The organism is Pseudomonas helleri (assembly GCF_009600315.1).
GTDB classification, from domain to species: Bacteria; Pseudomonadota; Gammaproteobacteria; order Pseudomonadales; family Pseudomonadaceae; genus Aquipseudomonas; species Aquipseudomonas helleri_A.
Genome location: NZ_WIWC01000019.1, coordinates 1 through 25,254, shown reverse-complemented (window position 1 = coordinate 25,254; position 25,254 = coordinate 1). Strand labels below are relative to the sequence as shown.

At 57.3% G+C, this 25,254-nt stretch carries 25 protein-coding genes and 1 pseudogene; 22 read left to right on the top strand and 4 right to left on the bottom strand.

Annotated elements, in window-relative coordinates; all coding sequences use genetic code 11:
- The first annotated feature begins 176 nt into the window (after positions 1 to 176).
- From GHN86_RS13145 to GHN86_RS13110, 8 genes and pseudogenes are all read left to right on the top strand, one after another.
- Positions 177 to 1,159, top strand: a pseudogene (locus tag GHN86_RS13145) (DUF1852 domain-containing protein).
- A 27-nt stretch (positions 1,160 to 1,186) separates the two neighbouring features.
- The gene (locus GHN86_RS13140) at positions 1,187 to 2,224 is read left to right on the top strand and encodes a methionine synthase (RefSeq protein ID WP_153381437.1); all 1,038 of its coding nucleotides are present in this window, start codon (positions 1,187 to 1,189) and stop codon (positions 2,222 to 2,224) included.
- Positions 2,225 to 2,668: 444 nt separating this feature from the next.
- On the top strand, positions 2,669 to 3,691 hold the full coding sequence (locus GHN86_RS13135) for a zinc-dependent alcohol dehydrogenase (RefSeq protein WP_153381439.1): 1,023 nt from the start codon (positions 2,669 to 2,671) through the stop codon (positions 3,689 to 3,691).
- A gap of 25 nt (positions 3,692 to 3,716) precedes the next feature.
- Positions 3,717 to 4,391, top strand: a complete 675-nt coding sequence (locus tag GHN86_RS13130; RefSeq protein ID WP_323369464.1) for a dihydrofolate reductase family protein — start codon at positions 3,717 to 3,719, stop codon at positions 4,389 to 4,391.
- A complete protein-coding gene (locus GHN86_RS13125; protein WP_153386700.1) occupies positions 4,391 to 5,053 on the top strand; it encodes an HAD family hydrolase in 663 nt (220 codons plus the stop codon). The genes GHN86_RS13130 and GHN86_RS13125 overlap by 1 nt, the downstream gene beginning before the upstream one ends.
- The gene (locus GHN86_RS13120; protein WP_153381443.1) at positions 5,050 to 5,652 is read left to right on the top strand and encodes a DUF1349 domain-containing protein; all 603 of its coding nucleotides are present in this window, start codon (positions 5,050 to 5,052) and stop codon (positions 5,650 to 5,652) included. The genes GHN86_RS13125 and GHN86_RS13120 overlap by 4 nt, the downstream gene beginning before the upstream one ends.
- On the top strand, positions 5,616 to 6,854 hold the full coding sequence (locus GHN86_RS13115; RefSeq protein ID WP_228385012.1) for an MFS transporter: 1,239 nt from the start codon (positions 5,616 to 5,618) through the stop codon (positions 6,852 to 6,854). The genes GHN86_RS13120 and GHN86_RS13115 overlap by 37 nt, the downstream gene beginning before the upstream one ends.
- A gap of 164 nt (positions 6,855 to 7,018) precedes the next feature.
- Positions 7,019 to 7,645 (top strand): TetR/AcrR family transcriptional regulator, encoded by a 627-nt coding sequence (locus tag GHN86_RS13110; protein ID WP_153381445.1) that lies wholly within the window; start codon positions 7,019 to 7,021, stop codon positions 7,643 to 7,645.
- A gap of 101 nt (positions 7,646 to 7,746) precedes the next feature.
- On the opposite strand, the gene GHN86_RS13105 is transcribed toward GHN86_RS13110, so the two are convergent.
- Entirely contained in the window at positions 7,747 to 10,485 is a 2,739-nt protein-coding gene (locus tag GHN86_RS13105) for a beta-glucosidase (RefSeq protein WP_153381447.1), read from the bottom strand.
- A gap of 463 nt (positions 10,486 to 10,948) precedes the next feature.
- Between GHN86_RS13105 and GHN86_RS13100 the strand changes: the two genes are divergently transcribed.
- The 12 genes from GHN86_RS13100 to gspD all read left to right on the top strand — a co-directional run bounded on the left by GHN86_RS13100 (position 10,949) and on the right by gspD (position 21,171).
- Positions 10,949 to 11,176, top strand: coding sequence for a hypothetical protein (locus GHN86_RS13100; protein ID WP_153381449.1), 228 nt, complete (start codon positions 10,949 to 10,951; stop codon positions 11,174 to 11,176).
- An 84-nt stretch (positions 11,177 to 11,260) separates the two neighbouring features.
- Positions 11,261 to 12,985, top strand: coding sequence for a type II secretion system ATPase GspE (gene gspE, locus GHN86_RS13095; RefSeq protein ID WP_323369976.1), 1,725 nt, complete (start codon positions 11,261 to 11,263; stop codon positions 12,983 to 12,985).
- A 2-nt stretch (positions 12,986 to 12,987) separates the two neighbouring features.
- The gene (gene gspF / locus GHN86_RS13090) at positions 12,988 to 14,190 is read left to right on the top strand and encodes a type II secretion system inner membrane protein GspF (protein WP_153386698.1); all 1,203 of its coding nucleotides are present in this window, start codon (positions 12,988 to 12,990) and stop codon (positions 14,188 to 14,190) included.
- A gap of 10 nt (positions 14,191 to 14,200) precedes the next feature.
- Positions 14,201 to 14,626, top strand: coding sequence for a type II secretion system major pseudopilin GspG (gspG, locus tag GHN86_RS13085; RefSeq protein ID WP_153381453.1), 426 nt, complete (start codon positions 14,201 to 14,203; stop codon positions 14,624 to 14,626).
- 1 nt (position 14,627) lies between these two features.
- On the top strand, positions 14,628 to 15,065 hold the full coding sequence (locus GHN86_RS13080) for a GspH/FimT family pseudopilin (RefSeq protein WP_153381455.1): 438 nt from the start codon (positions 14,628 to 14,630) through the stop codon (positions 15,063 to 15,065).
- Positions 15,062 to 15,430, top strand: coding sequence for a type II secretion system protein (locus GHN86_RS13075; protein WP_397463000.1), 369 nt, complete (start codon positions 15,062 to 15,064; stop codon positions 15,428 to 15,430). The genes GHN86_RS13080 and GHN86_RS13075 overlap by 4 nt, the downstream gene beginning before the upstream one ends.
- A complete protein-coding gene (locus GHN86_RS13070) occupies positions 15,427 to 16,035 on the top strand; it encodes a prepilin-type N-terminal cleavage/methylation domain-containing protein (protein WP_153383005.1) in 609 nt (202 codons plus the stop codon). The genes GHN86_RS13075 and GHN86_RS13070 overlap by 4 nt, the downstream gene beginning before the upstream one ends.
- Positions 16,032 to 16,754, top strand: a complete 723-nt coding sequence (locus GHN86_RS13065; RefSeq protein ID WP_153383007.1) for a type II secretion system protein GspK — start codon at positions 16,032 to 16,034, stop codon at positions 16,752 to 16,754. Before GHN86_RS13070 ends, GHN86_RS13065 begins: the two co-directional genes overlap by 4 nt.
- Positions 16,751 to 17,782 carry a general secretion pathway protein GspL gene (locus tag GHN86_RS13060; RefSeq protein ID WP_153383009.1) on the top strand — a complete coding sequence of 344 codons (1,032 nt, stop codon included), beginning with the start codon at positions 16,751 to 16,753 and terminating at the stop codon, positions 17,780 to 17,782. Before GHN86_RS13065 ends, GHN86_RS13060 begins: the two co-directional genes overlap by 4 nt.
- Entirely contained in the window at positions 17,772 to 18,410 is a 639-nt protein-coding gene (gene gspM, locus GHN86_RS13055) for a type II secretion system protein GspM (protein ID WP_153383011.1), read from the top strand. Before GHN86_RS13060 ends, gspM begins: the two co-directional genes overlap by 11 nt.
- Positions 18,407 to 18,919: a general secretion pathway protein GspN gene (locus tag GHN86_RS13050; protein WP_153383013.1), complete on the top strand. Its 513-nt coding sequence runs from the start codon at positions 18,407 to 18,409 to the stop codon at positions 18,917 to 18,919. The genes gspM and GHN86_RS13050 overlap by 4 nt, the downstream gene beginning before the upstream one ends.
- Positions 18,916 to 21,171, top strand: a complete 2,256-nt coding sequence (gspD, locus tag GHN86_RS13045) for a type II secretion system secretin GspD (RefSeq protein ID WP_194286298.1) — start codon at positions 18,916 to 18,918, stop codon at positions 21,169 to 21,171. Before GHN86_RS13050 ends, gspD begins: the two co-directional genes overlap by 4 nt.
- Here gspD and GHN86_RS13040 read toward each other — a convergent pair.
- The 3 genes from GHN86_RS13040 to GHN86_RS13030 are packed head-to-tail and all read right to left on the bottom strand — an operon-like array spanning position 21,155 to position 23,504.
- On the bottom strand, positions 21,155 to 22,378 hold the full coding sequence (locus GHN86_RS13040) for a CynX/NimT family MFS transporter (protein WP_153383015.1): 1,224 nt from the start codon (positions 22,376 to 22,378) through the stop codon (positions 21,155 to 21,157). The two genes, gspD and GHN86_RS13040, sit on opposite strands and share 17 nt — an antisense overlap.
- The gene (locus tag GHN86_RS13035) at positions 22,365 to 22,826 is read right to left on the bottom strand and encodes a nucleoside deaminase (RefSeq protein WP_153383017.1); all 462 of its coding nucleotides are present in this window, start codon (positions 22,824 to 22,826) and stop codon (positions 22,365 to 22,367) included. The genes GHN86_RS13040 and GHN86_RS13035 overlap by 14 nt, the downstream gene beginning before the upstream one ends.
- Positions 22,827 to 22,844: 18 nt before the next feature.
- Entirely contained in the window at positions 22,845 to 23,504 is a 660-nt protein-coding gene (locus GHN86_RS13030; protein WP_153383019.1) for an ankyrin repeat domain-containing protein, read from the bottom strand.
- Positions 23,505 to 23,614: 110 nt separating this feature from the next.
- On the opposite strand from GHN86_RS13030, the gene GHN86_RS13025 reads away from it, so the two are divergent.
- Both GHN86_RS13025 and GHN86_RS13020 read left to right on the top strand, forming a co-directional pair.
- Positions 23,615 to 24,472, top strand: coding sequence for a LysR family transcriptional regulator (locus GHN86_RS13025; protein ID WP_153383021.1), 858 nt, complete (start codon positions 23,615 to 23,617; stop codon positions 24,470 to 24,472).
- A gap of 57 nt (positions 24,473 to 24,529) precedes the next feature.
- Entirely contained in the window at positions 24,530 to 25,090 is a 561-nt protein-coding gene (locus GHN86_RS13020; protein WP_153383023.1) for a nucleotidyltransferase family protein, read from the top strand.
- The last annotated feature ends 164 nt before the right edge of the window (positions 25,091 to 25,254 follow it).

Genomic DNA, 25,254 nt, shown 5'->3' with positions numbered 1-25,254 from the left:
CCTCCATGCTTTTTAAGCATACTGAAAGCTAAGTCTTGAGGATCATTTCCCGCCATGGCTGATCATGAACAGCCCTAACGATTTAGTGAAATCAATTCATTGTATTCCCCGCAATAGCCCAGCCTAAACTACGCCTCAATCAACACTCTCAAGACAACTGAGTGAGCCTTATTATTATGAACAACCCCTTTACCTTTACGATAAAGCGCATTCGTTTCGACGAAAATTATCACCCGGCAGAAAACACTCGCACGACCACTAATTTTGCTAACTTGGCCCGCGGTCAGAGTCGTCAGGAGAACCTGCGCAATACCCTCAGGATGATTAACAACCGTTTTAATGCGCTGGCCCATTGGGACAACCCCACCGGCGATCGCTATTGCGTTGAACTCGACATTATTTCTGCCGAGATGAACATCGAATCGTCCGCCAATGGGACTGCAATACCCCTGATTGAAATTTTAAAAACACAGATTATTGACCACACTACCCAAGCGCGTATCGACGGCATTGCCGGGAATAACTTTTCCTCTTATGTGCGCGATTATGATTTCAGCGTGCTGTTGCAAGCGCACAACAAAGACCGCGCCGAATTCAGTTTGCCCGACACCTTTGGTGATCTGCATGGGCAGTTGTTCAAGTGCTTCGTAAACTCAAGCAGTTACACCGACAACTTCAATAAGCCGCCCGTTATCTGCCTGAGTGTTTCAAGCAACAAAACTTACCATCAGACAGAAAACCAGCACCCCATTCTGGGTGTCGAATATCAGCAAGACGAACATTCCTTGACGGATGACTACTTCAAAAAATGGGGTTAACCGTTCGCTACTTCATGCCCCCGCAGAGTGTCGCGCCCTTGGCGTTTTATTTCTCCGGCGATTTGTTGAAAGATTACACGGCACTGGAACTTATCAGCACCATCAGCACGATGGACACCTTCCAGAAGATCTACCGTGCAGAAATTTACAATGCCAATTCCGCCGCAGGTAAGTCCTACCAACCGAGTTTGAAGCACCCCGATTATTCACTGACTCGAATTGTTTATGATCGAGAAGAACGTAGCCAGCTGGCCATTGAACAGGGCAAGTTCGTGGAAGAACACTTCATCAAACCCCACCACGCCCTGCTGGAGCAGTGGTCCTCTCATTACGCCCTTTGACTGATACGACCTACAAGGCTAACTTTCATGAAAAAATTACTGCCCACTTCGACCGCTGGCAGCTTGCCGAAACCTTCCTGGCTTGCTGAACCCGAAACATTGTGGTCGCCTTGGAAACTGCACGATGAAACGTTGGTTGAGGGCAAACAGGATGCGCTGCGTTTGGCCTTGCAAGAACAACAACAAGCGGGCATCGATATTGTCAGTGACGGTGAACAGACTCGCCAACACTTCGTCACCACCTTTATTGAACACCTCAGCGGCGTAGATTTTGAAAAGCGTGAGACCGTCCGAATTCGTGATCGTTATGACGCCAGCGTACCCACGGTGGTAGGTGCCGTGACCCGGCAAAAGCCGGTGTTTGTTGAAGACGCCAAATTTTTACGGCAACTCACTCACCAGCCGATCAAATGGGCGCTGCCTGGGCCCATGACCATGATCGACACCCTGCATGACGTGCATTATAAAAGTCGCGAAAAACTGGCCTGGGAGTTCGCCAAAATTCTCAATCAGGAAGCCCATGAATTAGAGGCTGCCGGGGTGGACATTATCCAGTTCGACGAACCCGCCTTTAATGTGTTCTTCGATGAAGTTAATGACTGGGGGGTGGCGACGTTAGAAAGGGCCATTGAAGGCCTGAAATGTGAAACGGCGGTGCATATTTGCTATGGCTATGGCATCAAGGCCAATACCGACTGGAAAAAGACATTGGGTTCAGAGTGGCGGCAATATGAAGAAGCATTCCCCAAGCTGCAAAAATCCAGCATCGACATCATTTCACTGGAATGTCACAACTCTCATGTGCCCATGGAACTCATGGAACTGATTCGCGGTAAAAAAGTGATGGTGGGGGCGATTGATGTGGCCTCTCACATTATTGAAACACCCGAGCAAGTTGCCCAGACCCTGCGACAAGCCCTTCAGTTCGTGGATGCCGACAAACTGTATCCCTGCACCAACTGTGGCATGGCACCTCTTCCTCGTCAGGTCGCAAGAGGCAAGTTACAGGCGCTAAGTGCGGGAGCAGAGATCGTGCGAAGAGAGCTTACACACTCAATTCTGTAAGAAAATCCCTATCTTTGACTCGAATAGAAGCCGCCGCCATTAATGCCATGAGGCCACGATGGCAAGCGGTATTCATTGCTCGCTTCGATAAGTTAACAACATTTTTTGCGACGATGTTCATTAGCCTGAGCCATGAGGCCTTTACGACAAAACCATGACTGGATATTAGAAAACGTATAACACACTCAAGTTGAATATCATTAAAACAACATTTCCGCCCAGAACATTCTGCAATCCCTCCTCGCTTTATATCAAATTAATAGCAACCGAAAGCGAATCCTTTTGAAACCTATTCGAACTCCCCCCCTTCGAAAAGTCTGCGCATAATCGCCACCTCCAAATCAACAAAAAAATCCATTACAACTTACTCGCCATACACTCACTGCCATCTTGCGTTTTAGAGGGTGAATTGTATTGCCAGAATATCGAAGCGATTAATAGTGTATGAAAGCAATCAGCTTGATTGACACGCAACGCCTTGGCCTGATAAATCACGAACCTGTAGATGAACTTGTTGCTGGGCATGTTGAAATAGCCATTGTGCTCTCCGGCATTTGTGGAACCGACCTCGCTGTCCTCACAGGACGTGAAGAGGGACACATAGGTGTCATCAGAGGTCACGAAGCCGTAGGTATCATCATCAATGTCGGCAAGCATGTAACAAGTCTGCAACCTGGTATGCGGGTTGTGATTGATCCTAATGAGTACTGCGCTAACTGTGAGCCCTGTCGCTCAGCTAAAACTCATTTGTGTCATGGCCAACATAACAATGGATTGGCTATTGCTGGGGTCAACAAAGACGGAACCTTTGCACAGCGTTTCATTACCCACGAACGTTTCGTGCATGCATTGCCAGATAATATAAGTTGGGAAACTGGCGTACTGATTGAACCCATTGCCTGCATTTTAAACAATATTGATCAAGCGTCACTCACATCAGGAGAGCGCGTATTAATCCTGGGCTCAGGCCCCATGAGCCTGGTTGCACAATTGATACTTCGCTCTGTTGGCGTCATTACCCTGACGACTGATTCAAACACCTCACGCATTGCGTTTGGCCGATCACTGGGCTTGGACATTATCCACCCTGATGAGCTTGCGACGCGCCTCAGCACTTCGGAAACAATAGATGCGGTCATCGATACGGTTGGAAATCAACTTGAGACAGCCGCTCTCGCTGTACGCCGAGGCGGCAGAATAATTCTGTTCGGGTTCAACGGAAACTATCAATACCCGCTCCCCGTCAAACACTTTCTCGTCAACGCCATCAGCATCATTGCTGCTGGTGAATATAATCAGCACTTCCCTCGGGCACTGGATATTGCGCGCAGACTTCCGGAACTGGGGAAACTTGTGACACACCGCTACTCTCTTGAAGACTATTCACATGCCTTCGACGAATTACTCAACAACCCCTGCACGCCTGCCGTAAAGAGTGTATTTACACCCAACCCCCATTATCTATAACCCTCGACTTAATAAAGGATTCACTGTGAAAATCACTGTATTTAGCCAAATTTCAATTGATGGGAAATTGACCCTTGGCAATGGCGGTTCCAGTAAAGGGCTGTTCACTCGGTTCAATGATGAAGACATGAGTTTCATTCATAAATTTCGCGGTGAAGTAGACGCCATCATGGTAGGGCGAAATACCATCATCACAGATGACCCTCAATTATCCAATCGTTACGGCGCTGGAGGCAACCCTGTTAGGATCATCCCGACCACGACGTTAGATTTCCCCTCCTCTGCAAAAATTTTAAGCTCTCCGGGGGACACCATTATCGTGACCACTGAACAGTCGCGTGACCACCAGATGATTGAGCAGATCCGCACATCCGGAAAAGAGGTGCTGTTCGCCGGCACCGAGAGCGTCGATTTCAACCTGTTGTTTCCAGTGTTGGAGTCACGTGGAATCAAACATATCATGGTCGAAGGTGGCGGCCATTTAAACTGGCACATGTTTAATCTCAATCTGGTGGATGAAATCATCCTTATGCAACTGCCTATTATCATCGGCGGCTCGGCGACGACCACACTCACTGATGGCGAAGGCTATGAAGACATTGAAATGACAAAGTCCTTTAATCTGCACAACTTCGAAGCCCGCACCAATTACAATTTACTGCACTTTACACGCCACCCTGCTTTACAGAGCGTGCACTAATGATGGCCATCAACGCCGTCATTTTCGACATGGACGGGGTCCTGATTGATAGCGAACCGTTTTATATGACTCAAGAGACCCTGTCTTTTGAACGCCATGGAGTAAAACTTGATAAATATGAGTTATCGCGTTTTGTCGGTACCACGCAACGCTCTATGTGGGCCTCCATCAAAAAGGAATTCGGGCTCTGCGAACCAGTAGACGTTCTTGTCGCTCAGCACTTTCAGCAACTATTGCTCGCCATGCGATCTGAACCGCCGCCGAGTATGCCCGGTGTGCACTCGCTACTGAACACATTAAATACAGCTGAAATTACGTGTGCCGTCGCTTCATCCTCTTCCAGTGACCTTGTAAATATTATTTTGCGTGAAACGTCATTACGCCCCTGTTTTGATCATGTGATCTGCGGTGATGATGTCAAACAGAGCAAGCCTCATCCTGAGATTTTCCTGTTAGCTGCCGAATATTCAGGTGTTGACCCTCACTCGTGCGTGGTCATTGAGGATTCCCATCATGGCGTTACAGCTGCAAAGGCAGCCGGTATGTTTTGCATCGGCCTGATCAATCCCAACTCAGGCCAGCAAGATTTAAGTGCTGCAGACCTTTGCTTTAATAATCTTGATGACATCAGGCAATGGTTTGCCGAGAACCTACCACAATGAAACCATTCACTACGTCCGCCTTGACCTGGATCAATCCCCCCGAATACTCGACTGTCACGCAGGGCGAAGTTGTTATTCACACTTCGCCGGACACTGATTTCTGGCGAGGTACTTACTACGGCCTTGAGTACCATAACGCGCCTGCTGCTGTGCTGTTCAGTGAAAATCAATTCTGGACACTAAAAGCCAAGGTGTGTTTTGAATCAAACGTCTTTTTTGATCAGTGCGGGCTCTTCATTTATCTGGACGAAAATAACTGGATGAAAAGCGGCATTGAATATCAAAGCAATGGCTTCCAACAGCTATTCTCTGTCATCACCAACAATGGTTTTTCTGACTGGTCCATGGCCAACTTTGATCGACTGACACAACGCATGTATTACCGCTTGAGTCGGCGGGGCAGTGACTTTTTACTCGAAAACTCTGTAGACGGTATCAACTTTGACATGATGCGTATGTTTCATATGTTCCATGCAAAAGAGAGTATCCAATTCGGGTTCTTTGCCAGTAGCCCTGGAGACTCTTCTTTTGCCGCGCACTTTTCTGAAATCGAGTGGACCGAATGCCTCTGGAAAGAGCACACCTCTTCTCGTTTTTAATCTCAAGAGCCGCATCAGTAATGACGATTTCATCCAACCAACACCGCCATGCGCTTTATGCGTGTTATGGCGCCATGATGTGTCTGGCCATGGCGCTCAATTTTTTACCCGTTTATCTGACTACGTTTAGCCAAACCTTCGGTGCTTCTGCAGGACTGACAACGGAGCAACTAGGGCGAATACCTGCGATCATGTTTCTCAGTTTCATCATTGCCATTTTAGCTACCGGACCTTTGGCAGATCGGTATGAGGCCAGAGTGTTTATTTTCTTTGGCCTCGCGACCACAACGGTGGGGTTGGGTGCTGTAGCTGTTGCTCCGTCCTACACCCTGCTGCTATTCGCGGTCGCGCTGATGGGCTTTGGTGCAGGGGTGCTGGATATGATTCTCAGCCCTCTCGTTGCAGCGCTACAGCCCGAGCGTCGAAGTGCTGCCATGAACTGGCTGCATTCATTTTTCTGTATCGGGGCTGTCAGCGCGTTACTGCTGGCAAGCGTCGCCCTGAAATGGGACATCTCATGGCGCATGGTTGCACTGGGTTTGATGGTTGCGCCGATTGTGACCTTTGTCATTTTTCTACGACTGCCTTTGCCGGCCTTGATTCACGAAGACAGGCAGCGAGAATCAATGCCAACCCTTTTTAAACAGCCTTATTTCATCGCTTGCCTGATCGCTATCTTTCTAGGTGGAGCCACCGAAATGGGCTTGTCGCAGTGGCTGCCGACCTATGCCGAACAAGGTCTTGGTTACTCGAAAGAGGCAGGAGGTCTTGCCTTGGCCGGCTTTTCCATCGGTATGGCCATCGGCCGCATTGCAGCGGCCATGCTACATGAACGAATACCGGCTATCCCCTTGATGATGGGCTGTTGCGTCGTCACTATTGTCCTGTTTGTTGTCATCAGCCTTGCACCTACCCCGGCTATCGCATTAGCCGCCGCTATCGGTGCAGGTGTATCCGGTAGTTGCCTGTGGCCGACGATGCTCGCCATTACTGCTGACGCCTATCCACAAGGCGGCGCAACCATGTTCGCGGTGCTCACGGCCTTTGGCAACGCCGGCTGTAGCCTGATTCCGTGGTTGGTAGGGATCATTTCAGAGCAATCGAACCTGAGTATTGGCCTGTTGGCAGTGACACTTTGCCCAGCAGGCATGCTGATATTGCTGATGTGGATGTCACGCAAAAATACTGTGCGAGGGCTTTAACCTGCCCGACTCAACGCTTGGGACTGTCCATTTTCGCTTGATTTAAATCGGTTGCACCGTTACACAAGTGACCTGTCGAGGTTATGGGGCCGCACGCCTATACACTGTGCCCCCTGCTCGAATCGCAGCAAGACCTGAACCGAAGGGATGCGCCAGGAACACTTATGCCAGAACCTACACCAGACACCACCCCCCGAACCCGCCGGGCGCCCAAAGGCGAGAAACGCCGCGAAGAACTGCTCGATGCCGCGCTGGGCATGTTCTCTATCAAGGGGTATGCCGGGGCGTCGATTGCCGGGATTGCCGAGCACGTCGGTATCTCGGTTGCGGGTGTGCTTCATCATTTCCCCAACAAAGTCTCGCTGCTGATGGCCGTGCTGACCCGGCGCGACGAAATCAACCAGAGAGCCTCCGACGCGGTGCAGACTGAGCCGACGCTCGATGGCTTTATTGAAGGGTTGCAACAGATCAATCGTTCGAACGCGACAGCGCCGGGGGTGATTCGGGCGTTCAGTATTCTGAATGCCGAGAGCCTGGTGGACAGCCATCCGGCCTGGGAGTGGTATCAGTCGCGCTACCAGACCATTCATGGACGGATGCGCGCCCGCCTCGACCATCTGGTGGCGGCTGGCGAGGTGCGCGGGGATGTGGACCTGGATGCAACCATTACCCACGTGCTGGCCATGATGGACGGCCTGCAGTTGCAATGGCTGAGGTTTCCGGAAAAAGTCGACCTGATCTCGCGCTTTGAAAGCTTTATGGCTCAGGTCAAACGGGAGATTAAAGCGTAAAGCCCCGGAATATGCCTATTCCGGGGCTTTTAGTCGCTTCATTGGTAATAAAGACCGGGGCTGGGCTTTAACGCCCTGCCCCGCCCCTGCGCCCACTCCGATCAGTAAGCAGCGTTGCCTTCGTAATCGGCATTACCGTTGTTGTCATTGACGTTTTCGCTCTGGTCGAAAACACCGCCGGTGGTGATCGCCGGCAGCGTGACCTTGACCGAGTTCAACGCCGAACGTGGCAACGGGTTGCTGGTGGTGGTCGACAGTTCCTGACGGAACGAGTTGACCAGCTTGGCTTTCAGACGAATATCGTCCGAGGCTGCGCCCAGGCTGATGTTGAAGGTGTCGGCATCAACGACCCATTGCTTGCTCTTCTCGTCGTAGTAAGCCAACGAACGGTCATTGAGTTCGATGGTAACGTGACGGGTTTCACCCGGCTGCAGGAAGACCTTCTTGTAGCCCTTGAGCTCTTTAACCGCACGCTCGACAGTCGGGCTCTGCTGACCGACATACAGCTCGGCCACTTCGGAACCGGCGCGCTGGCCGCTGTTGGTCAGGTCGAAGGACACCTTGATCGGCGTATTGCCCACCGCAACACCCGGCGTCACCGAGATGTTGTTGTAGGTGAAGTGGGTGTACGACAGGCCGTGACCGAAGGCGAACAAAGGCTTGGTGCCGGTTTTGTCGTAACCACGATAGCCGAGCATGGTCAGGTCGTTCTTGTAGCTGATTTCCTTCAGGGTGCGGGTGTTGTCGAAGTTCGGGAAGTCCGCGTACAACGGGTTGTCTTCGATGTTGCGCTCGATACTGATCGGCAGCTTGCCCGACGGGTTGACCTTGCCGAAGAGAATCTCGGCCAGTGCCTGACCGCCGTTCTGACCCGGGTAGAACGCATGCAGCGCCGCCGGGACCTGATCGATCCAGTCGCTCATTTTCAAACCCGTACCGCCGTGCATGGTGACGATGGTATTAGGGTTGGCCTTGGCAATGTTGCGGATCAGATCGTTCTGGTACTCAGGCAAGTCGAAGCTGTGGTCGAAACCCTCACCTTCGTATTCATTGCTGTTGCCCACGGCAACCACGACCGCGTCGTATTGGGACAGGTCTTGTGGCGCAGCCAGCGACGCCCAGGCCATTTGCACGCCTACCAGGCCGCCCATGGTGGACAGGTAACCGTCGCGGCGCGAGTACTCAAGCTTCACGTCATAAGACTTGCCGGCTTGCAGTGTGATCTTGCCCGACACAGGAATGGTCGGCGGGATGCTCTTGTTGGTGATGTTCTCGCCATCGCCGTTGTCGATGATCTTTTCACCGTTAACCCACACACGCACAGCACCGTCAGCGCGCACTTTGAACACCTGCTCGCCACTGGTGACCGGCGTCATCTGGCCGCTCCAGCGAATGGAGGTGTTGGCCGTGTCGCCGTTGCTCGGCAGATCGTCAGTGGACCAGTCCATGTTGACGTGGTTGTCGATGCGCGTCGCCGTCGGGTCACCGGACCAGTTGGCGTTGGCAAAGAACTCGGTTTTCATCCCGGCAATGGCGTTGCCCTTGCTGTCGCGGGTGGTCCAGTTCGATGCAGTCGGGTCCAGTGACAGGCCGTCGAGGAACTCGACCTTGGCGCCGGGGGCCATTTGCTGCAAACCGCTCAGTTCACTGATGTAACGGGTCGCGTCAACATGGGCACTGCCGAAACCGGTAGGCGGCGCGTACTTGGCCAGATCGCCCACTACGGCGATGCGCTTGACCTTGGCTTTGTCCAGCGGCAATACGTCGTTCTGGTTCTTGAGCAGCACGATGCCTTCACGGGCGATGTTCAGCGCAACCTTGTTGCTGGTGGCGCTGTTCATGTTGTGGGTGGTCAGCGGTGCAAACTTGTCGAACTGGTACAGGTAGATGTTCTTGAAGATGCGGCGAACCTTGTCGTCAATGGTCGCCATGTCCAGCTCGCCGCTGTCCAGGTACGGCTTGAGCACCGAGCTGTTCATTTGGCCGCCCATCATGTCCAGGTCGGAACCCGCCTGCGCCGCTGGCAGACCGTTGACGATGGCGTTGTAGTCGCTTTGTACCAGACCTTTGTAACCCCATTCCTTTTTCAGGATCTGGGCGATCAGGTGTTTGCTTTCGCACGCGTACTCGCCGTTCACCTTCTGGAAGGCACACATCATCATGGCCACGGTGCTGTTCTTGGTGGCCGACTCAAAAGGCGGCAGGGTCATCTCACGCAGCACACGCTCAGGCATGATCTGATTGAGGATGAAACGGTTGGTTTCCTGATCGTTGGCCGCGTAGTGCTTGGCTTCAGCCCAGACACGGCGCTGCTGGATACCGTTGATCACCGCAGGGCCAAGGCTGGCCCCCAGGAACGGGTCTTCACCGGAGAGGTATTCGAACGCTCGACCGCTCCACGGCATGCGATAGAGGTTCATGCCCGGCCCGGTCACGAACTGATAGCCGCCGGTGGCGGTGTCATAACCCAGCGCGCGGCCAAAATCGATGGCGCGGCGCGGGTTGAAGGTGGCCGCCAGGTTCTGCCCGGAGGGATACACCACACCCGAGTCGTTGCCTTCGCTGGTGTAACGAATACCGGCGCCGCCGTCGGCACCATGAATCTGTGGAACGCCGTATTGCGTCAGCGGTTTAACGTCCCAACCACCAATCCCGCCGATGTAGGCCAGCTTCTCTTCCTGGGTCATCTTGGCCAGGGTTTTTTCGGCAGCCTTGTCGGCACGCACTTCCTTGGCGGCCAATTGCTCTTGAGTCGTGGTGGACGCCGCGTTGGCATGACCGATTGCCAGACTCAACAGCGCCAGTGCCGAATGAGCACCTAAAATTCTACGGGTTCGCATCTGTATAACGCTCCATATATAGCCGCGCGCAAATGTCGCAGTTGACACGCCAAAACCTTTTATTCAAGGCAATACTTCACCTATACCGAGGTTTCAAATTGAAACAGCGGACAAAGAAAAATGACGCACCTGCAAGCAATGAACTTGGGCGACAGACTAAATAAAAACAAAGTTACTGGCACAGTGCCAGTTAATAGCGAGGCAAACCCTCACTCCATTTAAATTAACGCAATTGTTTTTAGTTGAAGTCAAACAAAAATACACATTTAGTAAAATATTGAAATTTTTAGATACAAGTGCTGAACTCTTGCTAAACCAACATGTCTGTAGGTTTAGCAAAATTTAGAGATGACGTGTGAAAACCCCTAAACACGGGCACTCAAGCAGTAAAAGGCCTAGACTGTGCCCTCCCCCAGTAGCGCGCCATCATTTCAACACTATTGCCCACATGGAGATGTTTAATATGAAATTGCCACTACTTGGTGCTGTTGCTGCCATGACATTCGCAATGGCCACTACGGCGCTGGCCGCCGAGTCAAATACGACGGATACAGTATCTGCCGCACCTGACTCCACCGTGATGACTCAAACCCACACAGTAAAAATCGACAAAAAAGTACACAAACAAGTTAAAGCGGACGAAAACAAACGCGGCCGCCCAACAGCTAAATCCGACACCCGCAACAACTAACGTTACTCGCCCTTAATAATGACCCACGAATAACAAGGGCCATGATTTAGTCCCTTGTTATTCGTCGTTAATTGAAGTCACTTCGTGCCCAAATTTTTGAATCCTGTCCACCTCGAACACCTGAGTGAGCACTCGGCCGACGCCTTGTGTGCCTGGTTATTGGCCCATGCAGGACTCAAGACCGGCGATCTGGATCGGGCACGCCGACTTGCACAAGAATCCGCAGTCAGTTCATTGACTGAACTGCTGACACGCTTGGGGTTGGTGTCCGAACTGGATGTCGCGCGGGCATGGGCCGCGACCCTTGGCGCACCGATGTTGTTGGCAGACGCCGTGACGCTGCCCGGCGATGCACTGCCAAGCCTGAGTGAACGTTTTATGCGTCACCACCGAGTGCTGCCCATCGGTATCCATGCCGACGGCGTGCATGTGCTGGCGGCCAACCCCGGCAACGCCTATGCGCTGCAAGCCGTGCGCTATGCCTGCCAGATCCCGGTGTATGTGTCGGTCGGGCTGGCCAGCGACGTGGACGTGCTGATCGAGCGTTTCTACGGCCAGGGCCGCTCGGCGATGGGCTCACTGATCGAGACGATGGACGATCACAGCGGCACCGAAGATGACATCGAACACCTCAAGGACCTGGCCTCGGAAGCGCCGGTGATCCGCCTGGTCAACCTGATCTTGCAACGCGCCGTTGAACAGCGCGCCTCCGATATTCACATTGAGCCTTTCGAAAACCAGCTCAAAGTGCGTTACCGCGTGGACGGTGTGCTGCACGAATCCGAGGCGCCGCCCTCCAGCTCTTCGGCAGCGATTATTTCGCGCCTGAAAATTCTGGCCCGGCTGGACATTGCCGAGCGCCGCTTGCCTCAGGACGGTCGAATCATGTTGCGCATACAAGGCAAGGAGCTGGACCTGAGGGTCAGTACGGTGCCCACCAGCTTCGGCGAATCCGTGGTGATGCGCCTGCTCGACCGGCAGACCGTCAGCTTCGACTTTCCCGCTCTGGGCATGGACGGCGAGCGCTTGCAGAACTTTCTCGACGTGCTGGAAAACCCCCACGGCATTCTGCTGGTCACCGGCCCCACCGGCTCGGGCAAGACCACCACCCTGTACACCGCGCTGTCACGGCTCAATACCGCCGAACGCAAGATCATTACGGTCGAAGACCCGGTGGAGTATCAGCTTGAAGGCATCAACCAGATTCAGGTCAAGCCTTCCATCGGCCTCGACTTCGCCGGGGCGCTGCGCTCCATCGTGCGTCAGGACCCGGACGTGATCATGATCGGCGAAATGCGCGATCTTGAAACCTGCCGCATCGCCATTCAGTCGTCCCTCACCGGCCACCTTGTGCTGTCCACCCTGCACACCAACAGCGCGGCAGCGAGTATCACGCGTCTGCTCGACATGGGCGTCGAAAGCTACCTGATTGCGTCGACGGTCAAAGGCATTCTGGCCCAGCGGCTGGTGCGCAGGCTTGATCCCGCGACGCGCATCGCCTTTGAAGCGCCCGCAGAACTGGTGGCTGCCCATGGGTTGGAGCGTTTTACCGATCAGCGTCCGATCATGCTTTATCAACCGGCCAGCGATCAGGCCAACGGCGGCTACCACGGGCGCAGTGCGATCACTGAGTTGCTGGTGATGAATGAAGAGCTGCGCAGCCTGCTGATGCGCCAGGCCGATGCCTCCACCCTCGAACAGGCCGCCCGTCGCGGTGGATTGCGCACGCTCTACGAAGAAGGGTTGCGTCAGGCCGTGGCCGGTGTCACATCACTTGAAGAGGTGCTGCGCGTGACGCGTGGCGATTGATCATGGCGCATTTCAAATACCGCGCACTGGACGCTGACGGCGTTGCGCAAAACGGCACGCTGCAAGCCGTTGATCAAAACGCAGCGGCGGCCACCCTGCAAAAGCGCGGGCTGTTACTGCTCAGCCTGAACGCCAGTGCCAGTAGCGGACCGGGCATCGTCATGCGGCGCAGTGCCCTCAACGGTGCGGCGCTGGTCAGTTTTACCCAGCAGTTGGCCACGCTGATCGGTGCTGGCCAGCCGCTGGAGCGGGCGCTGGGCACGCTGCTGCGACAAAACCACGAGGCCAAGCGTCAAGCCCTGCTGGAGCGCGTGCGCGAGCAGGTCAAGGCGGGCAAGCCCTTGAGCCAGGCGCTGGAAGAAGAACACGGGCAGTTTTCCAGCCTCTACATCAGCATGGTTCGCGCCGGTGAAGCCGGTGGTTCGCTGGAGAATACCCTGCGTCAGCTCAGCGACTATCTGGAACGCAGCCAGAAACTGCGCGGTGAAGTGATCAATGCGCTGATTTACCCGATTTTTCTGGTGGTTGGCGTGCTCGGCTCGCTGGCGTTGCTGCTGGCCTACGTGGTGCCGCAATTCGTACCGATTTTTCGCGATCTGGGGGTGCCCATCCCGCTGATCACCCATACCATTCTGTGGCTCGGTGAGTTTTTGAGCGCTTACGGGCTGCTCATCCTCGGCGCCCTTGTGGCGTCGATCTGGGGCGTTGCGGTGCTGCGACGTGACCCGCAACGACGTCAACGACACGACCGCCGCGTGCTGACCCTGAAAGTCATCGGCCCGTTATTGCAACGCATCGAGGCCGCCCGACTGGCCCGCACGCTGGGGACGCTGCTTAACAATGGCGTGCCCCTGCTGCAGGCCATGAGCATTGTGCGTCAGGTGTGCGGCAACCACGCACTGCGCGCTCAGGTCGAGCACGCCACCGAATGGGTCAAGGGCGGCGGCACCCTCGCGCAAGCCTTTGGCGAACATCCCTTGTTGCCTGAGTTGGCGTTGCAAATGATCGAGGTCGGTGAACAGGCCGGCAACCTCGACAGCATGTTGCTCAAGGTGGCTGACGTTTTCGATGTCGAGGCCAAGCGTGGCATCGACCGCATGCTCGCCGCCCTCGTACCCAGTCTGACCGTGATCATGGCCGTCATGGTGGCGGTGATCATGCTGGCCATCATGCTGCCGCTGATGAGCCTGACCAGTAATATTTGAGGAAATCCCTATGACTCGATTCAAACCCGCCCAACGCCGTCGCCAGGGCGGATTCACCCTGCTGGAAATGCTCGCCGTGATCGTGCTGCTGGGCATCGTGGCCACCATCGTGGTGCGTCAGGTCGGCGGTAACGTCGACAAAGGCAAATACGGCGCCGGCAAGGCGCAGTTGGCCAGCCTGGGCATGAAAGTCGAAAGCTACGGGCTGGATGTGGGCACACCGCCGGCCAACTTGCAGCAGCTGGTCACCAAACCCGCCAATAGCAGCGGCTGGGCCGGGCCGTACGCCAAACCGAGCGATCTCAAGGACCCGTTTGGCCATCCGTTCGGCTACCGCTACCCCGGTGAGCACGGCAGCTTTGACCTGATTTTCTTCGGTCAGGATGGTCAGCCCGGCGGCGAGGGTTACAAAGCCGACCTGGGTAACTGGGAATAACATGCGCCCCCTGCCCCGCACGCGCGGCTTCACCCTGTTCGAGCTGCTGGTGGTGATCGCCTTGATCGGCATCAGCATCGGGCTGGTGGGCATTGGTGTGGGCAAAGGTTTGCACAGCGCCCATGAACGCCGCGCCTTGGTCGAGGTGGTGCAAGCACTGCGTGCGGCACGGGTACAGGCGATCGTCACGGGGCAACCGGCACAGACCCGCTTCGATTTGAACAACGGACTTTTTCAGGCGCCACAGCAAAAAGCTCGGCAGTTACCCGCGGACATGCAGATGCAATTGCACACCGCTGAAGGGCTAGGTTCGGCGTTTGAGTTTTACCCCGATGGCGGCTCAAGCGGCGGCAATCTGTTGCTGACACGTGAGGCCAAAAAGTGGCGTATCGATGTCAACTGGCTCACGGGCAGCGTTCAGCTGCGCATGCTCAAGTGAAGGGCCAGCGTGGTTTTACCTTGCTGGAGATGCTCGCCGCCCTCGCCGTGCTGGCGGTGTGCAGCAGTGTGCTGGTGGCCGCGTTCGGACACAGCGCCCGCGCCCTGCAACAGGCCCAACGCAGCGATCGGCTTAGCCTCACCGCACGCTCTCTGATGGCCGAAGCCAACGTGGGCCGCTTGCAGGCGGGCGTCACAGAGGGGCGCTGGTCGGGGGTGACCTGGCGCTTGAACGTCAGTGCGCTACCGGCTGGCAATGCCGCGCTCTCGGTCTGGCGGCTCGACCTTGCCCTCAGTGACGGCAGCCGACAGGCGCACTACAGCACGTTGCAAGTGCGCAGCGCAGGTTCAGAGGCTGTGCCATGAAACGTGCAGTGCAAGGCTTCACCTTGCTCGAAGTGCTGGTGGTGTTGAGCCTGCTGGGCATTTTGCTGACCCTGATTGCGGGGGCCATCAGCGGTGCCAATCGGGCAATGGCCAAGGCCGAGCGCTACAGCACGCGGCTGGACGAAGTGCGCTCTACGCAGAACTTTCTGCGCGGCGCGCTCGGCCAGAGCTTGCCGCTGGCAGCCGCAGCATCCGGCGTTACGCAGTCGCCGGTATTCGTCGGCGAGCCACACAGCGTGCATTTTTACGCGCCGCTTGCGGCCCATCTGGGCGGCGGTTTGTATCGCTACAGCGTGACGCTGGCGGGTCCACGCTTGCAGGTCATGCTGGAACGCCTGCGCGATCAGACGTTGCAACCGGCGCAAGAACCGCAGGTGCTGCTGCATCAGGTAGAGAGCGTGCAATTCAGCTATCGCGGCATCTCGCCCAAAGGCGAGGCCACCGACTGGCTGGACCATTGGCCCTGGCCTACGCGCTTGCCCGTCAGTGTGCGAATTGATGCACACCTAACTGGACCAGTGCCTTGGCCGCTGCAAAGTATCGACCTGCGTCTCGATCTGTCGTCAGAGGCTCGAACTTTATGAAGCGCCAACGCGGTATCGCGCTGCTGTTGGTGCTGTGGGTGCTGGCGCTGTTGAGCACCTTGCTGGCCGGACTGGTGGGCTGGGTGCATCTGCAAAATCGGCAAGCCCTGTGGCAGCGCCAACAGACCCAGACATTGCTGGCGGCCGAAGCGGGCATCGGTCTGGCAGTCATGGCGCAACTGGACCGCGATCCGCAACGGCGCTGGAACGCAGACGGCCAGCCGCACAAGCTGCAATTTGACGAAGCATCGTTGGCGGTCAGCCTGACCAGCGAAGCGGGAAAACTGGACATCAACGCCGCCCCCGTCGATTCGTTCGCCCGGCTGATCAAGGCCTGCGGCGGTTCGCCCGAGCAATCGCGAACATTGGCACAAGCGCTGACCCAGCGTAGGGGCAACGACCGCGCGCCGCTGCGCACGATAGAAGAAGTGCGCGAACTGCCCGGCATGGATCAGCGCCGCTACACGTGCGCCAGTCAACACCTGACCCTGTGGAGCGGACTGCCCACACCGGACTCGAAGTTGGGCTCGGCGTGGCTACGCAGTGCCCTGAACCTGCCTCACGGCGCAGGTAACACCAAGGATGCAGGCTCGGTTATCACCCTACAAAGCCGGGCCACATTGCCCGGCGGCTTTAGCAAGACGCTCAGCGTCACCCTGTTACTGAACCCATCGAAGGAGGGTGTGAGGCCTTACCGGGTCCTGCGCTGGCAAGAATGAAGCACTTACTTTCAAAGCGGCTCGCCCCGCTTCAGGCCCAACTGCATGGCCAATGGCGCGACAGCCGTGCAAGACAGTTATGGCAGGCATGGCTGAATGAATTACGCGCCCTGCTGCCCGCCGCCGTGCGCGCGCGTGTGTTCAAGCAGGCCCATGAACGGCTGATCGACTGGCCGCTGACCGGGGCTTGCGAGCAGCACAACGACGAGCGTTTGATTCTGCTGCTTCCTGCCGACCAATTGCTCACTCAAACGCTGTTGCTGCCCACCGCGGCCTTGCGCGACGTGCACACAGTAATCGGCTTCGAACTCGACAAATACACGCCCTACCCCCGCGATCAGTTGCAGTACGTTGCACGGGTAACCGGCAAACAAGGTGCGCTGGCGCAGGTGCTGCTGGTGGCAATCCTGCGCGAGCGCCTGCAACCGCTGCTCGAAGCCTGCACGGCACAAGGTCTGGTGCTGCATGGCATCGATGGACGTGATGAACAGGGCCGTCGACTGGGTGTCGACCTGCTGCCCGCCGAGCAAAAACCAGCGCGCCAGCGACATTCGCGATGGCCGCGCTATCTGGTGCTGGCGTGCTGCGCCCTGCTGATCAGCTGCATGGCGCTGTGGCTGAATGCCCGCACGCGCATGGTCGAAGCCATGCAGCAGCACGTTGATGAACAGCGCGTACAGGTGCAGGCCGTACAAAACCTGCGCCGTGAATTGATCAACAGCCAGGGCGCTGCACAGTACCTGGCCCGCCTCAAAGCCGGGCAGCCCACCCTGTCCAGCGTGCTGGTGGACCTCACCGGCTGCCTCGGCGCCGACACCTGGGTCGAACAACTGGAAATCGCCGACGGCGGTGGCGTCTCCCTTTCCGGGCAGAGCGCCAAGGCCAGTGCGCTGATTACCCGCATGAAGGACTGCAAGACCCTGAGTGACGCGCAGTTCCAGGGCATCATCCAGCCCGATGCCGACACCGGCAAAGAGCGATTTTCCCTGCGCGCGCAACTGCGCAAGGAGGCCGCCGATGCGCCGTGAATTAACCCCCCGAGAACGCCGTGGCGCAGCCTTGATCGTGCTGGCCCTGTTGCTTTGGCTCGGCTGGTGGCTGCTGGTACAAAGCTGGTTCCTCAATCCGCTGATTGACCTTGAGGAACAGGCCGACGCACTGCGTGCGCAACAGCAACGCTATGCCGGGATAGTGCAACAACGGGCCAGCCTGCAACAGCAGTTGCAGGCTGCGCGCGGCGACCCGGCCAGCCGCACCAGCCTGCTGCCCGGCGAAGACCCCAGTGCGGTCGCCGCCGACCTGATGCAACGCAGCCTGGATCTGGTAAAGGCACACGCCAATCAAGGGCCGGGCTGTCAGGTCACACAGCGCATGCCGATCACCCCGGAGCACGACAGCACCGAGCCGTATCGTCAGGTTAAAGTCAGTCTGACCCTGGAATGCGCCCTGCAACCGTTGGCCAACCTGCTGCACGACTTTGAATACGGCCAACCCTTTCTGTTCATCGATAACCTGAGCCTGCGTCGCGCCACATCGACCCCCGCCACCGGCGGCGCCGGGCGCTTGCAGGTGCACTTGTTGCTGCGCGGTTATCTGCAACAGGCAACGGCACACCCCGCACGGCCAGCCGTCAAGACCGGGAAGCCTGAAGCATGAAGTTCAACCGCCTTACGCTGACCCTACTGGCCACTACGGCCCTGCTCACCGCAACGGCCATCAGCCTGCTGATGGGCGCTGGCCAGACCGTGGACTGGTTACCCGCTGGCGCGCCGCGTGAAGCAGCACCCGCCAAGCCTCCCCAGGTCTTGAAGGCCTTGTCGTCGCAAGCACTGGAGCTGACCTGGCAACAGTCAATGTTCAGCCCGCAGCGCAAAGCCGATCGAGTGGCAGGAAAAGGCCAGGCATCGCTCGACGGGATCCGCCTCAGCGGCGTGATCATCACCGGGCCTGCGCAGTGGGTACTGCTGCGCATGCCGGACCAACACACCCTGAAACTGGCCGTCGGCAGCACGCTCGATAACGGCTGGACGCTAACCGGCGCCACGCCACAACACGCCACCTTCAGTCATCAGGGCCAGACGCGTGAACTGCGCTTGCCCCTGCTACGCCTTCCGCCCCCCTCGAAAGCGCCCCTAATTACCCTTCCAGACGTACCCACACCATGAACAATCGCTACCTTGAGTTTCCCCGTTTGCGCAGCCCACTGCTATGCCTGGCCACCGCCGTCGCACTGGCCGGTTGCGCCACCACACCGGAGCATTTTGAAAACGACCCGGCGCTGATGCAGGAAGCACTCCAGGGCACCGGGTCGCAGCGCGCGCCCTTGAGCGAACCTGATCAACTGCCGCCGCCGAACGGCGCGAGCGTCAAAGCCTCACCGCGCCAGCAGATCAAAACCGGTAACCAGACATTTGTCCGTCCGCCTGCCTCGACGCCCATCAGGGCCGCCGCGAACAGCCCCGCCGAGGATAGCGGCGACATCGTGTTCAACTTCACCAATCAGCCCATTGAAGCGGTGATCAACAGCGTGATGGGGGATTTGCTGCACGAAAACTACAGCATCAATCAGGGCGTCAAAGGCGAAGTCAGCTTTTCGACCTCCAAGCCGGTGAACAAGCAACAGGCACTGTCGATTCTGGAAACCCTGCTGTCATGGACCGACAACGCGATGATCCGTCAGGGCGGGCGCTACGTGATCCTGCCCGCCAATCAAGCGGTGGCCGGCAAACTGGTGCCCGAGATGCCGGTGGCGAAACCTTCCAATGGCCTGTCCGCGCGGCTGTTTCCACTGCACTACATCTCGGCCACCGAGATGCAAAAGCTGCTCAAGCCGTTCGCCCGTGATAACGCCTTCTTGTTGGTCGATCCGGCGCGCAACGTGCTCAGCCTCGCGGGCACGCCCGATGAGCTGGCCAACTATCAGGACACCATCGACACTTTCGATGTGGACTGGCTTAAGGGCATGTCCATTGGCTTGTACGGCTTGCAACGGGCCAGCGTGGGCGAACTGATGCCGCAATTACAAAAAATCTTCGGGCCTGACAGCGGCATGCCGTTGGCGGGCATGGTGCGTTTTCTGCCCATTGAACGCACTAACTCGGTGGTGGCCATCTCATCGCAACCGCGCTACCTGAGCGAAGTTGGGGACTGGATTCATACCATTGATGAGGGCGGCGGCAATGAGCCGCAGATGTACGTCTACGACGTGCGCAACATGAAAGCTGCAGATTTGGCCAAGTACCTGCGCCAGATCTACGGCAACGGGCAAATCAAGGACGAGAGCGCAGCCAAGGTGGCGCCCGGCTTGCGCACCCGCTCACTGTCCTCTCTCTCGGGCGGCGCCAGCAGCACCAGTGGCATGGGCCTGAACGCCAGTCACGACAGCCAGGGCGGTCTGCAACAGACCGAAGAAGACACCGAAGGTGAAGTGGTCGACGATAACGCCGGTGGCATGGAAGGCACCAGCCTTGAGACGGCGGGTAGCGAATCGGGCGCCAGCCAGCGGCTGGATAACAGCACGCGCATCACGGCGCAGGTCAGCAGCAACCAGTTGCTGATCCGCACACGCCCTGCGCAATGGGCCGAGATCGAAGCGGCGGTCAAGCGACTGGACAATGCGCCGATGCAGGTGCAGATCGAAACGCGGATTCTTGAGGTTAACCTCAGTGGCGAGCTGGACCTGGGGGTGCAATGGTATCTGGGGCGTCTGGCCGGCAACTCCGCCAGCACCACTGTGGCCAATGCATCCGGCAGTCAGGGCGCGCTGGGCGGTGGCGGTGCGGGGCTGGGGGCAGCGGACTCGTTGTTCTACTCCTTCGTCAGCAGCAACCTGCAAGTGGCACTGCATGCGCTGGAAACCAACGGCCGCACGCAAGTGCTGTCGGCACCGTCGCTGGTGGTCATGAACAACCAGCAGGCGCAGATTCAGGTCGGCGACAATATTCCCATCAGTCAGACCACGGTCAACACCAACGTCTCGGACACCACCCTGAGCAGCGTTGAGTATGTGCAGACCGGGGTCATTCTGGATGTCATGCCGCGCATCAATCCGGGTGGCCTTGTGTACATGGACATCAAGCAGCAGGTCAGTGACGCCAACACCAGTACCGGATCGGACAACAACGGCAACCCGCGTATTTCCACCCGCTCGGTGTCCACCCAGGTGGCGGTGCAAAGCGGCCAGACGGTATTGCTCGGGGGGCTGATCAAGCAGGACAACAGCGACACCGCGTCAACGGTGCCGTACCTGGGGCGCATTCCAGGCTTGCGCTGGTTATTCGGCACCACCAGCAAAAGCAAGAAGCGTACGGAGCTGATCGTGCTGATCACTCCGCGCGTAGTGACCAGCAACAGTCAGGCGCGGCAGGTGACGGATGATTACCGCCAGCAACTGCAACTGATCAAACCGATGCAGTAGTGCGCGCCTCGACGCCCATGAGTGAAACGCTGTTGCTGGCCGGGCTGAAGATACGGGTTAGCACCAGCATCGCCACCACTGCGGCGGTCAACACCCACCAGGCCAGAACAAAGCTGCCTGTCAGTTCCCGAAGCCACCCGGTCATCCACGGCGACAGCGCATTGACCAGAAAACCGACGCCTTGGACGAAGCCTGCAAGCTGCGCGGCATCACGCGGCTTGCGGCAATGATCGAGGATAAGAATCAGACTCAGGGCAAAACAGGCGCCCAAACCGAAACCGATCAGTGCCACCCACACGTGCGGCGCAGCGAGCGGCCACATCACCAACCCGACATAACCTATTGCCTGTGCGCCAAGGCTGAGCGCCAGTAGCGGGCGCCTGTCAGTGCTGCGGTGGGCAATGGCTGGCATCAACAGCGCAGCGATGACCTGAAAAATCGTCATGAACGCCAGAATCGAACCGCTGCGAGTGGCACTCCAGTCCATTTGCACATAATAGGCGGGCAGCCAGGCCACCATGCTCATGTAACCCGCGTTAACCAGACCAAAATACAACGCCAGCAACCAGGCCCGTCGGCTGCGCAACGGGCGGATCGGCGCGTGGTCAGCGGGGGTGACGAGGCCGTCAGTGGCGGTGCCGGTAAAGGGAAACCGCCACCACATCAGCAGCGCCACCGCCGCCGGAATCAGCCAGATTCCCAAACCGCTCTGCCAGTGATTGAAATGCCCCGCTACCACAGGGCTGATCAGCGCGGCCAGTCCACCGCCGGCCATCAATGACGCACTGTAAACGCCCAAAGCCAATGCCACGCGGTGCGGGAACTGCTGCTTGACCAAGGCTGGCACCAGGACTTGAATCAGCGCAACACCGGCCCCGCCGAGCAAGGCTGTCGCCACCAGGGTCTGCCCCTGCTGACCATAAAACCGCCACAGACAGGCCCCCAGAATCATCGACAAGCCTAGAGCCACGCCTTTACGGTCGCCCAAACGGGCTTGCAGGCGCACTCCGAACAAGGCCACCAGCCCCATGCAGACCACGGGCAAGCTGGTGAGCCAGGCACTGGCTTGATAACTCATGCCGGTTTCAGCACGAATCTGCACCAGCAATGGACTGATCGAACTGAGAATGGGGCGCAAGTTAAGCCCCACCACCACCAGCAAAGCCCAACTGGCAAGCACCCGTGCAGGGTTTTCAGCGCGCCCCATGACGCGCCTGCCAGTCGCGATAAATGTCTGCCATGGCCGGCTGCTCAAGGTGGATTACAGGCAACGCCTGTTCGCCCACGGGCAGCGCCATCTGTTGGTAAATCGCGGCGGTAGACAACCCGTAGGGTTCGCCCTGCTCATTACTGGCGCCATACACCACCCGTGAAACACCGCACAAGTGCATCGCGCTTAAACACATGGGGCACGGATGGCCACTGGCGTAAATCACACAGCCGTCCAGACGCGCCCCCAGTTGCTGGCTGGCACTGCGAATCGCCAGCAATTCAGCGTGCGCGGTCGGGTCCTGGGTGAGATGAATGCTGTTGATTGCCTCCACCAGAATTTGATCGTTTTTCACCAGCACCGCGCCAAAGGGCCGTCCGCCTTGCGCCACGTTGTTGGCCGCCAATTGCACGGCCCGGTTCAAGTAATACTCATCGTTGTGCATACAACCTCCTGTCATCAATCAGTGGGCGCCAGCGTTGCGCAGCATCAGTGCGATCTCGCTCTGACCGCGTTTTTGCGCCTGTTGCAACGGGCTCATGCCGTTGCTGTCGGGCAGGTTCAGATCGGCCCCGGCGTCGATCAATTGGCTGACGATCTGCTGATGAGCTGGCCCTCCGTCCGACAGCACGATGGCCTCCATCAAACAGGTCCATCCCAGTCGATTGACATGATTCAGATCAACCCCGGCGGCAATCAACAAGCGCACCGTTTCAACATGACCGCGCTCACAGGCCGGGATCAACGCGGTGCCGCCATAGCGGTTGGTACTCTTGAGATCGGCCCCGTGGGCCAGAGCCAGTTGAAGAATTTCATTGCGCCCGCTGGCACCCGCCAACAGGTAAGGACTGTCGTGAATCAGGTTCTTCTGATTCACGTTGGCACCGGCTTCGATCAATGCCTGAGCGATATCAATCTGGTTGTCGCGGGTGGCCAGCAGCAGCGCACTGCTGCCATCCAGTGTGCGCACGTCGAGGTCGGCACCCTCAGTGATCAGTTGCTGCACCCTGCCCAGCTCACCGTCTTTCACAGCCGTCAGCAATGGCGCGTCGCTGGCCATCACCGCCCCGGCCATCAACACTGCGGCCGCCAGCACTGCCTTTTTACCGGTAATACCTGCCATGGTCCTTCCCCTCTTATCAACGCCATGAAAAGACAGTATGGTCAGCGCTACAAGCATTCTGAAATTAAATATAAACATGCCTTTCAGTGGCGTTGTGAATGGCGGTAACGATGTTTGATCCTATCCTGCTACGCAGCTTTATCGCGGTGGTGGACTGCGCCAATTTCACCCGTGCGGCGCAACGTTTGCACCTCACCCAATCCACCGTCAGCCAGCAAATACGGCGATTGGAAGACAGCCTTGGGTGCAAATTGCTGGACCGCGAACAGCGGCGGGTCATGCCTACGCCCGAGGGCGAACGCTTGCAGGCATATGCGCGGCGCATTCTGGCGCTTCAGGAAGAAGCCCGCGATGTACTGTCCAATTTGAAAAGTGAGGGCGTGCTGCGTCTGGGTGTGCCTGAAGACTTTGCGGCGGAGCGGCTGATGCCGATTCTTTCGCAGTTCGGTCTGGAGCATCCGGGTGTGCGACTGGAAGTCACCAGCGGTTTGGGCCCGGAGTTGATACGCCTTTACCGTCAGGGCGAATTCGACCTGCTGCTGGTCAAACAGATGGGCCCGGGCACAGATTGCCTTGGGTGCTGGCCTGAGCGCATGTGTTGGGTGGACAGCCGCGCGACCCCGGCTTTGGGCCGTGAACCTTTGCCACTGGTGGCCTTCCCCGTAGACGGGTTGTACCGCAATGAAATGCTTCATCACCTGGAAATGGGCGGCTGGAACTGGCGCATCAGTTATTCGAGTGCCAGTTTGGCCAGCGTCTGTGCTGCCGTGGCCGCCGGGCTGGGGATCAGCTTGCTGCCAAGGCGGGTCATCCATGCGCAGCATAAAGTGCTGGAGGCGGACAGTGGCCTGCCTGATATTCAAGGTGTTTTTTTGGCGCTTTATGGCCAGCAGGGGCTCAGCCATGCGGGTAATCTGCTGAAACTGCAACTCGTGACACTGTGCGAGACACTGGCAGGCGCGGGTTGATCCAATGGCCCAGCGTCAAGCCTGAGCACTTCAAACACTCATCACCAAGGCCTCACTATGATCACGCCGCCTTCGCCTGTCGTCCTTATCCTTGCTGCGGGCCGCTCAACGCGGTTCATCGCTTCGGGGGGCGCATTGAACAAGTTACAGACGCCGCTGTGCGGACTCACCGTGCTCGATCATGTCATTCGCGCGGCTGAACTGTCCGGTTTGCCGTGGCACGTGGTGAGAGAGGCCGATGGCGACGGCATGGGCGATTCCATCGCCGCGGGTGTGCGGGCCACGCCCAACGCGGGCGGCTGGCTGATCCTGCCCGGCGACCTGCCTTTGATTAGCGCCATGAGTTTGCGCGCCGTCGCCGAGGGACTTGGTTCGGCGCTCGTTGTGGTGCCCACCTGGAACCAGCAAAAGGGCCATCCGGTGGGTTTCGGTGTGGGGTGTTTTGATGAGCTGGTGCAGCTTTCCGGGGATCGGGGCGCGGCACGTATTGTTGAGGCTCATCGTGCCGATGATCAGGTGCTTATGTTGACGTTGGGTGATAGGGGTACTGTGCTGGATGTCGATACGCTGGACGACTTGCAGTACGTCCAGACGCTGATGACAACAGCTGGAAAGTAGGCTGGCTTTTAGCTTTTAGCTTTTAGCTTTTAGCTTTTAGCTTTTAAAGAATGTCACTGCCGCCACCTAAATAGTGAAACCAACTCCGAGGCCCCTCACAGGAGGCTGAACGCAGGTGCTGTTATGGGGGTGGCGAGGCAGGACGCCGAGCCAGCCGCGATCGG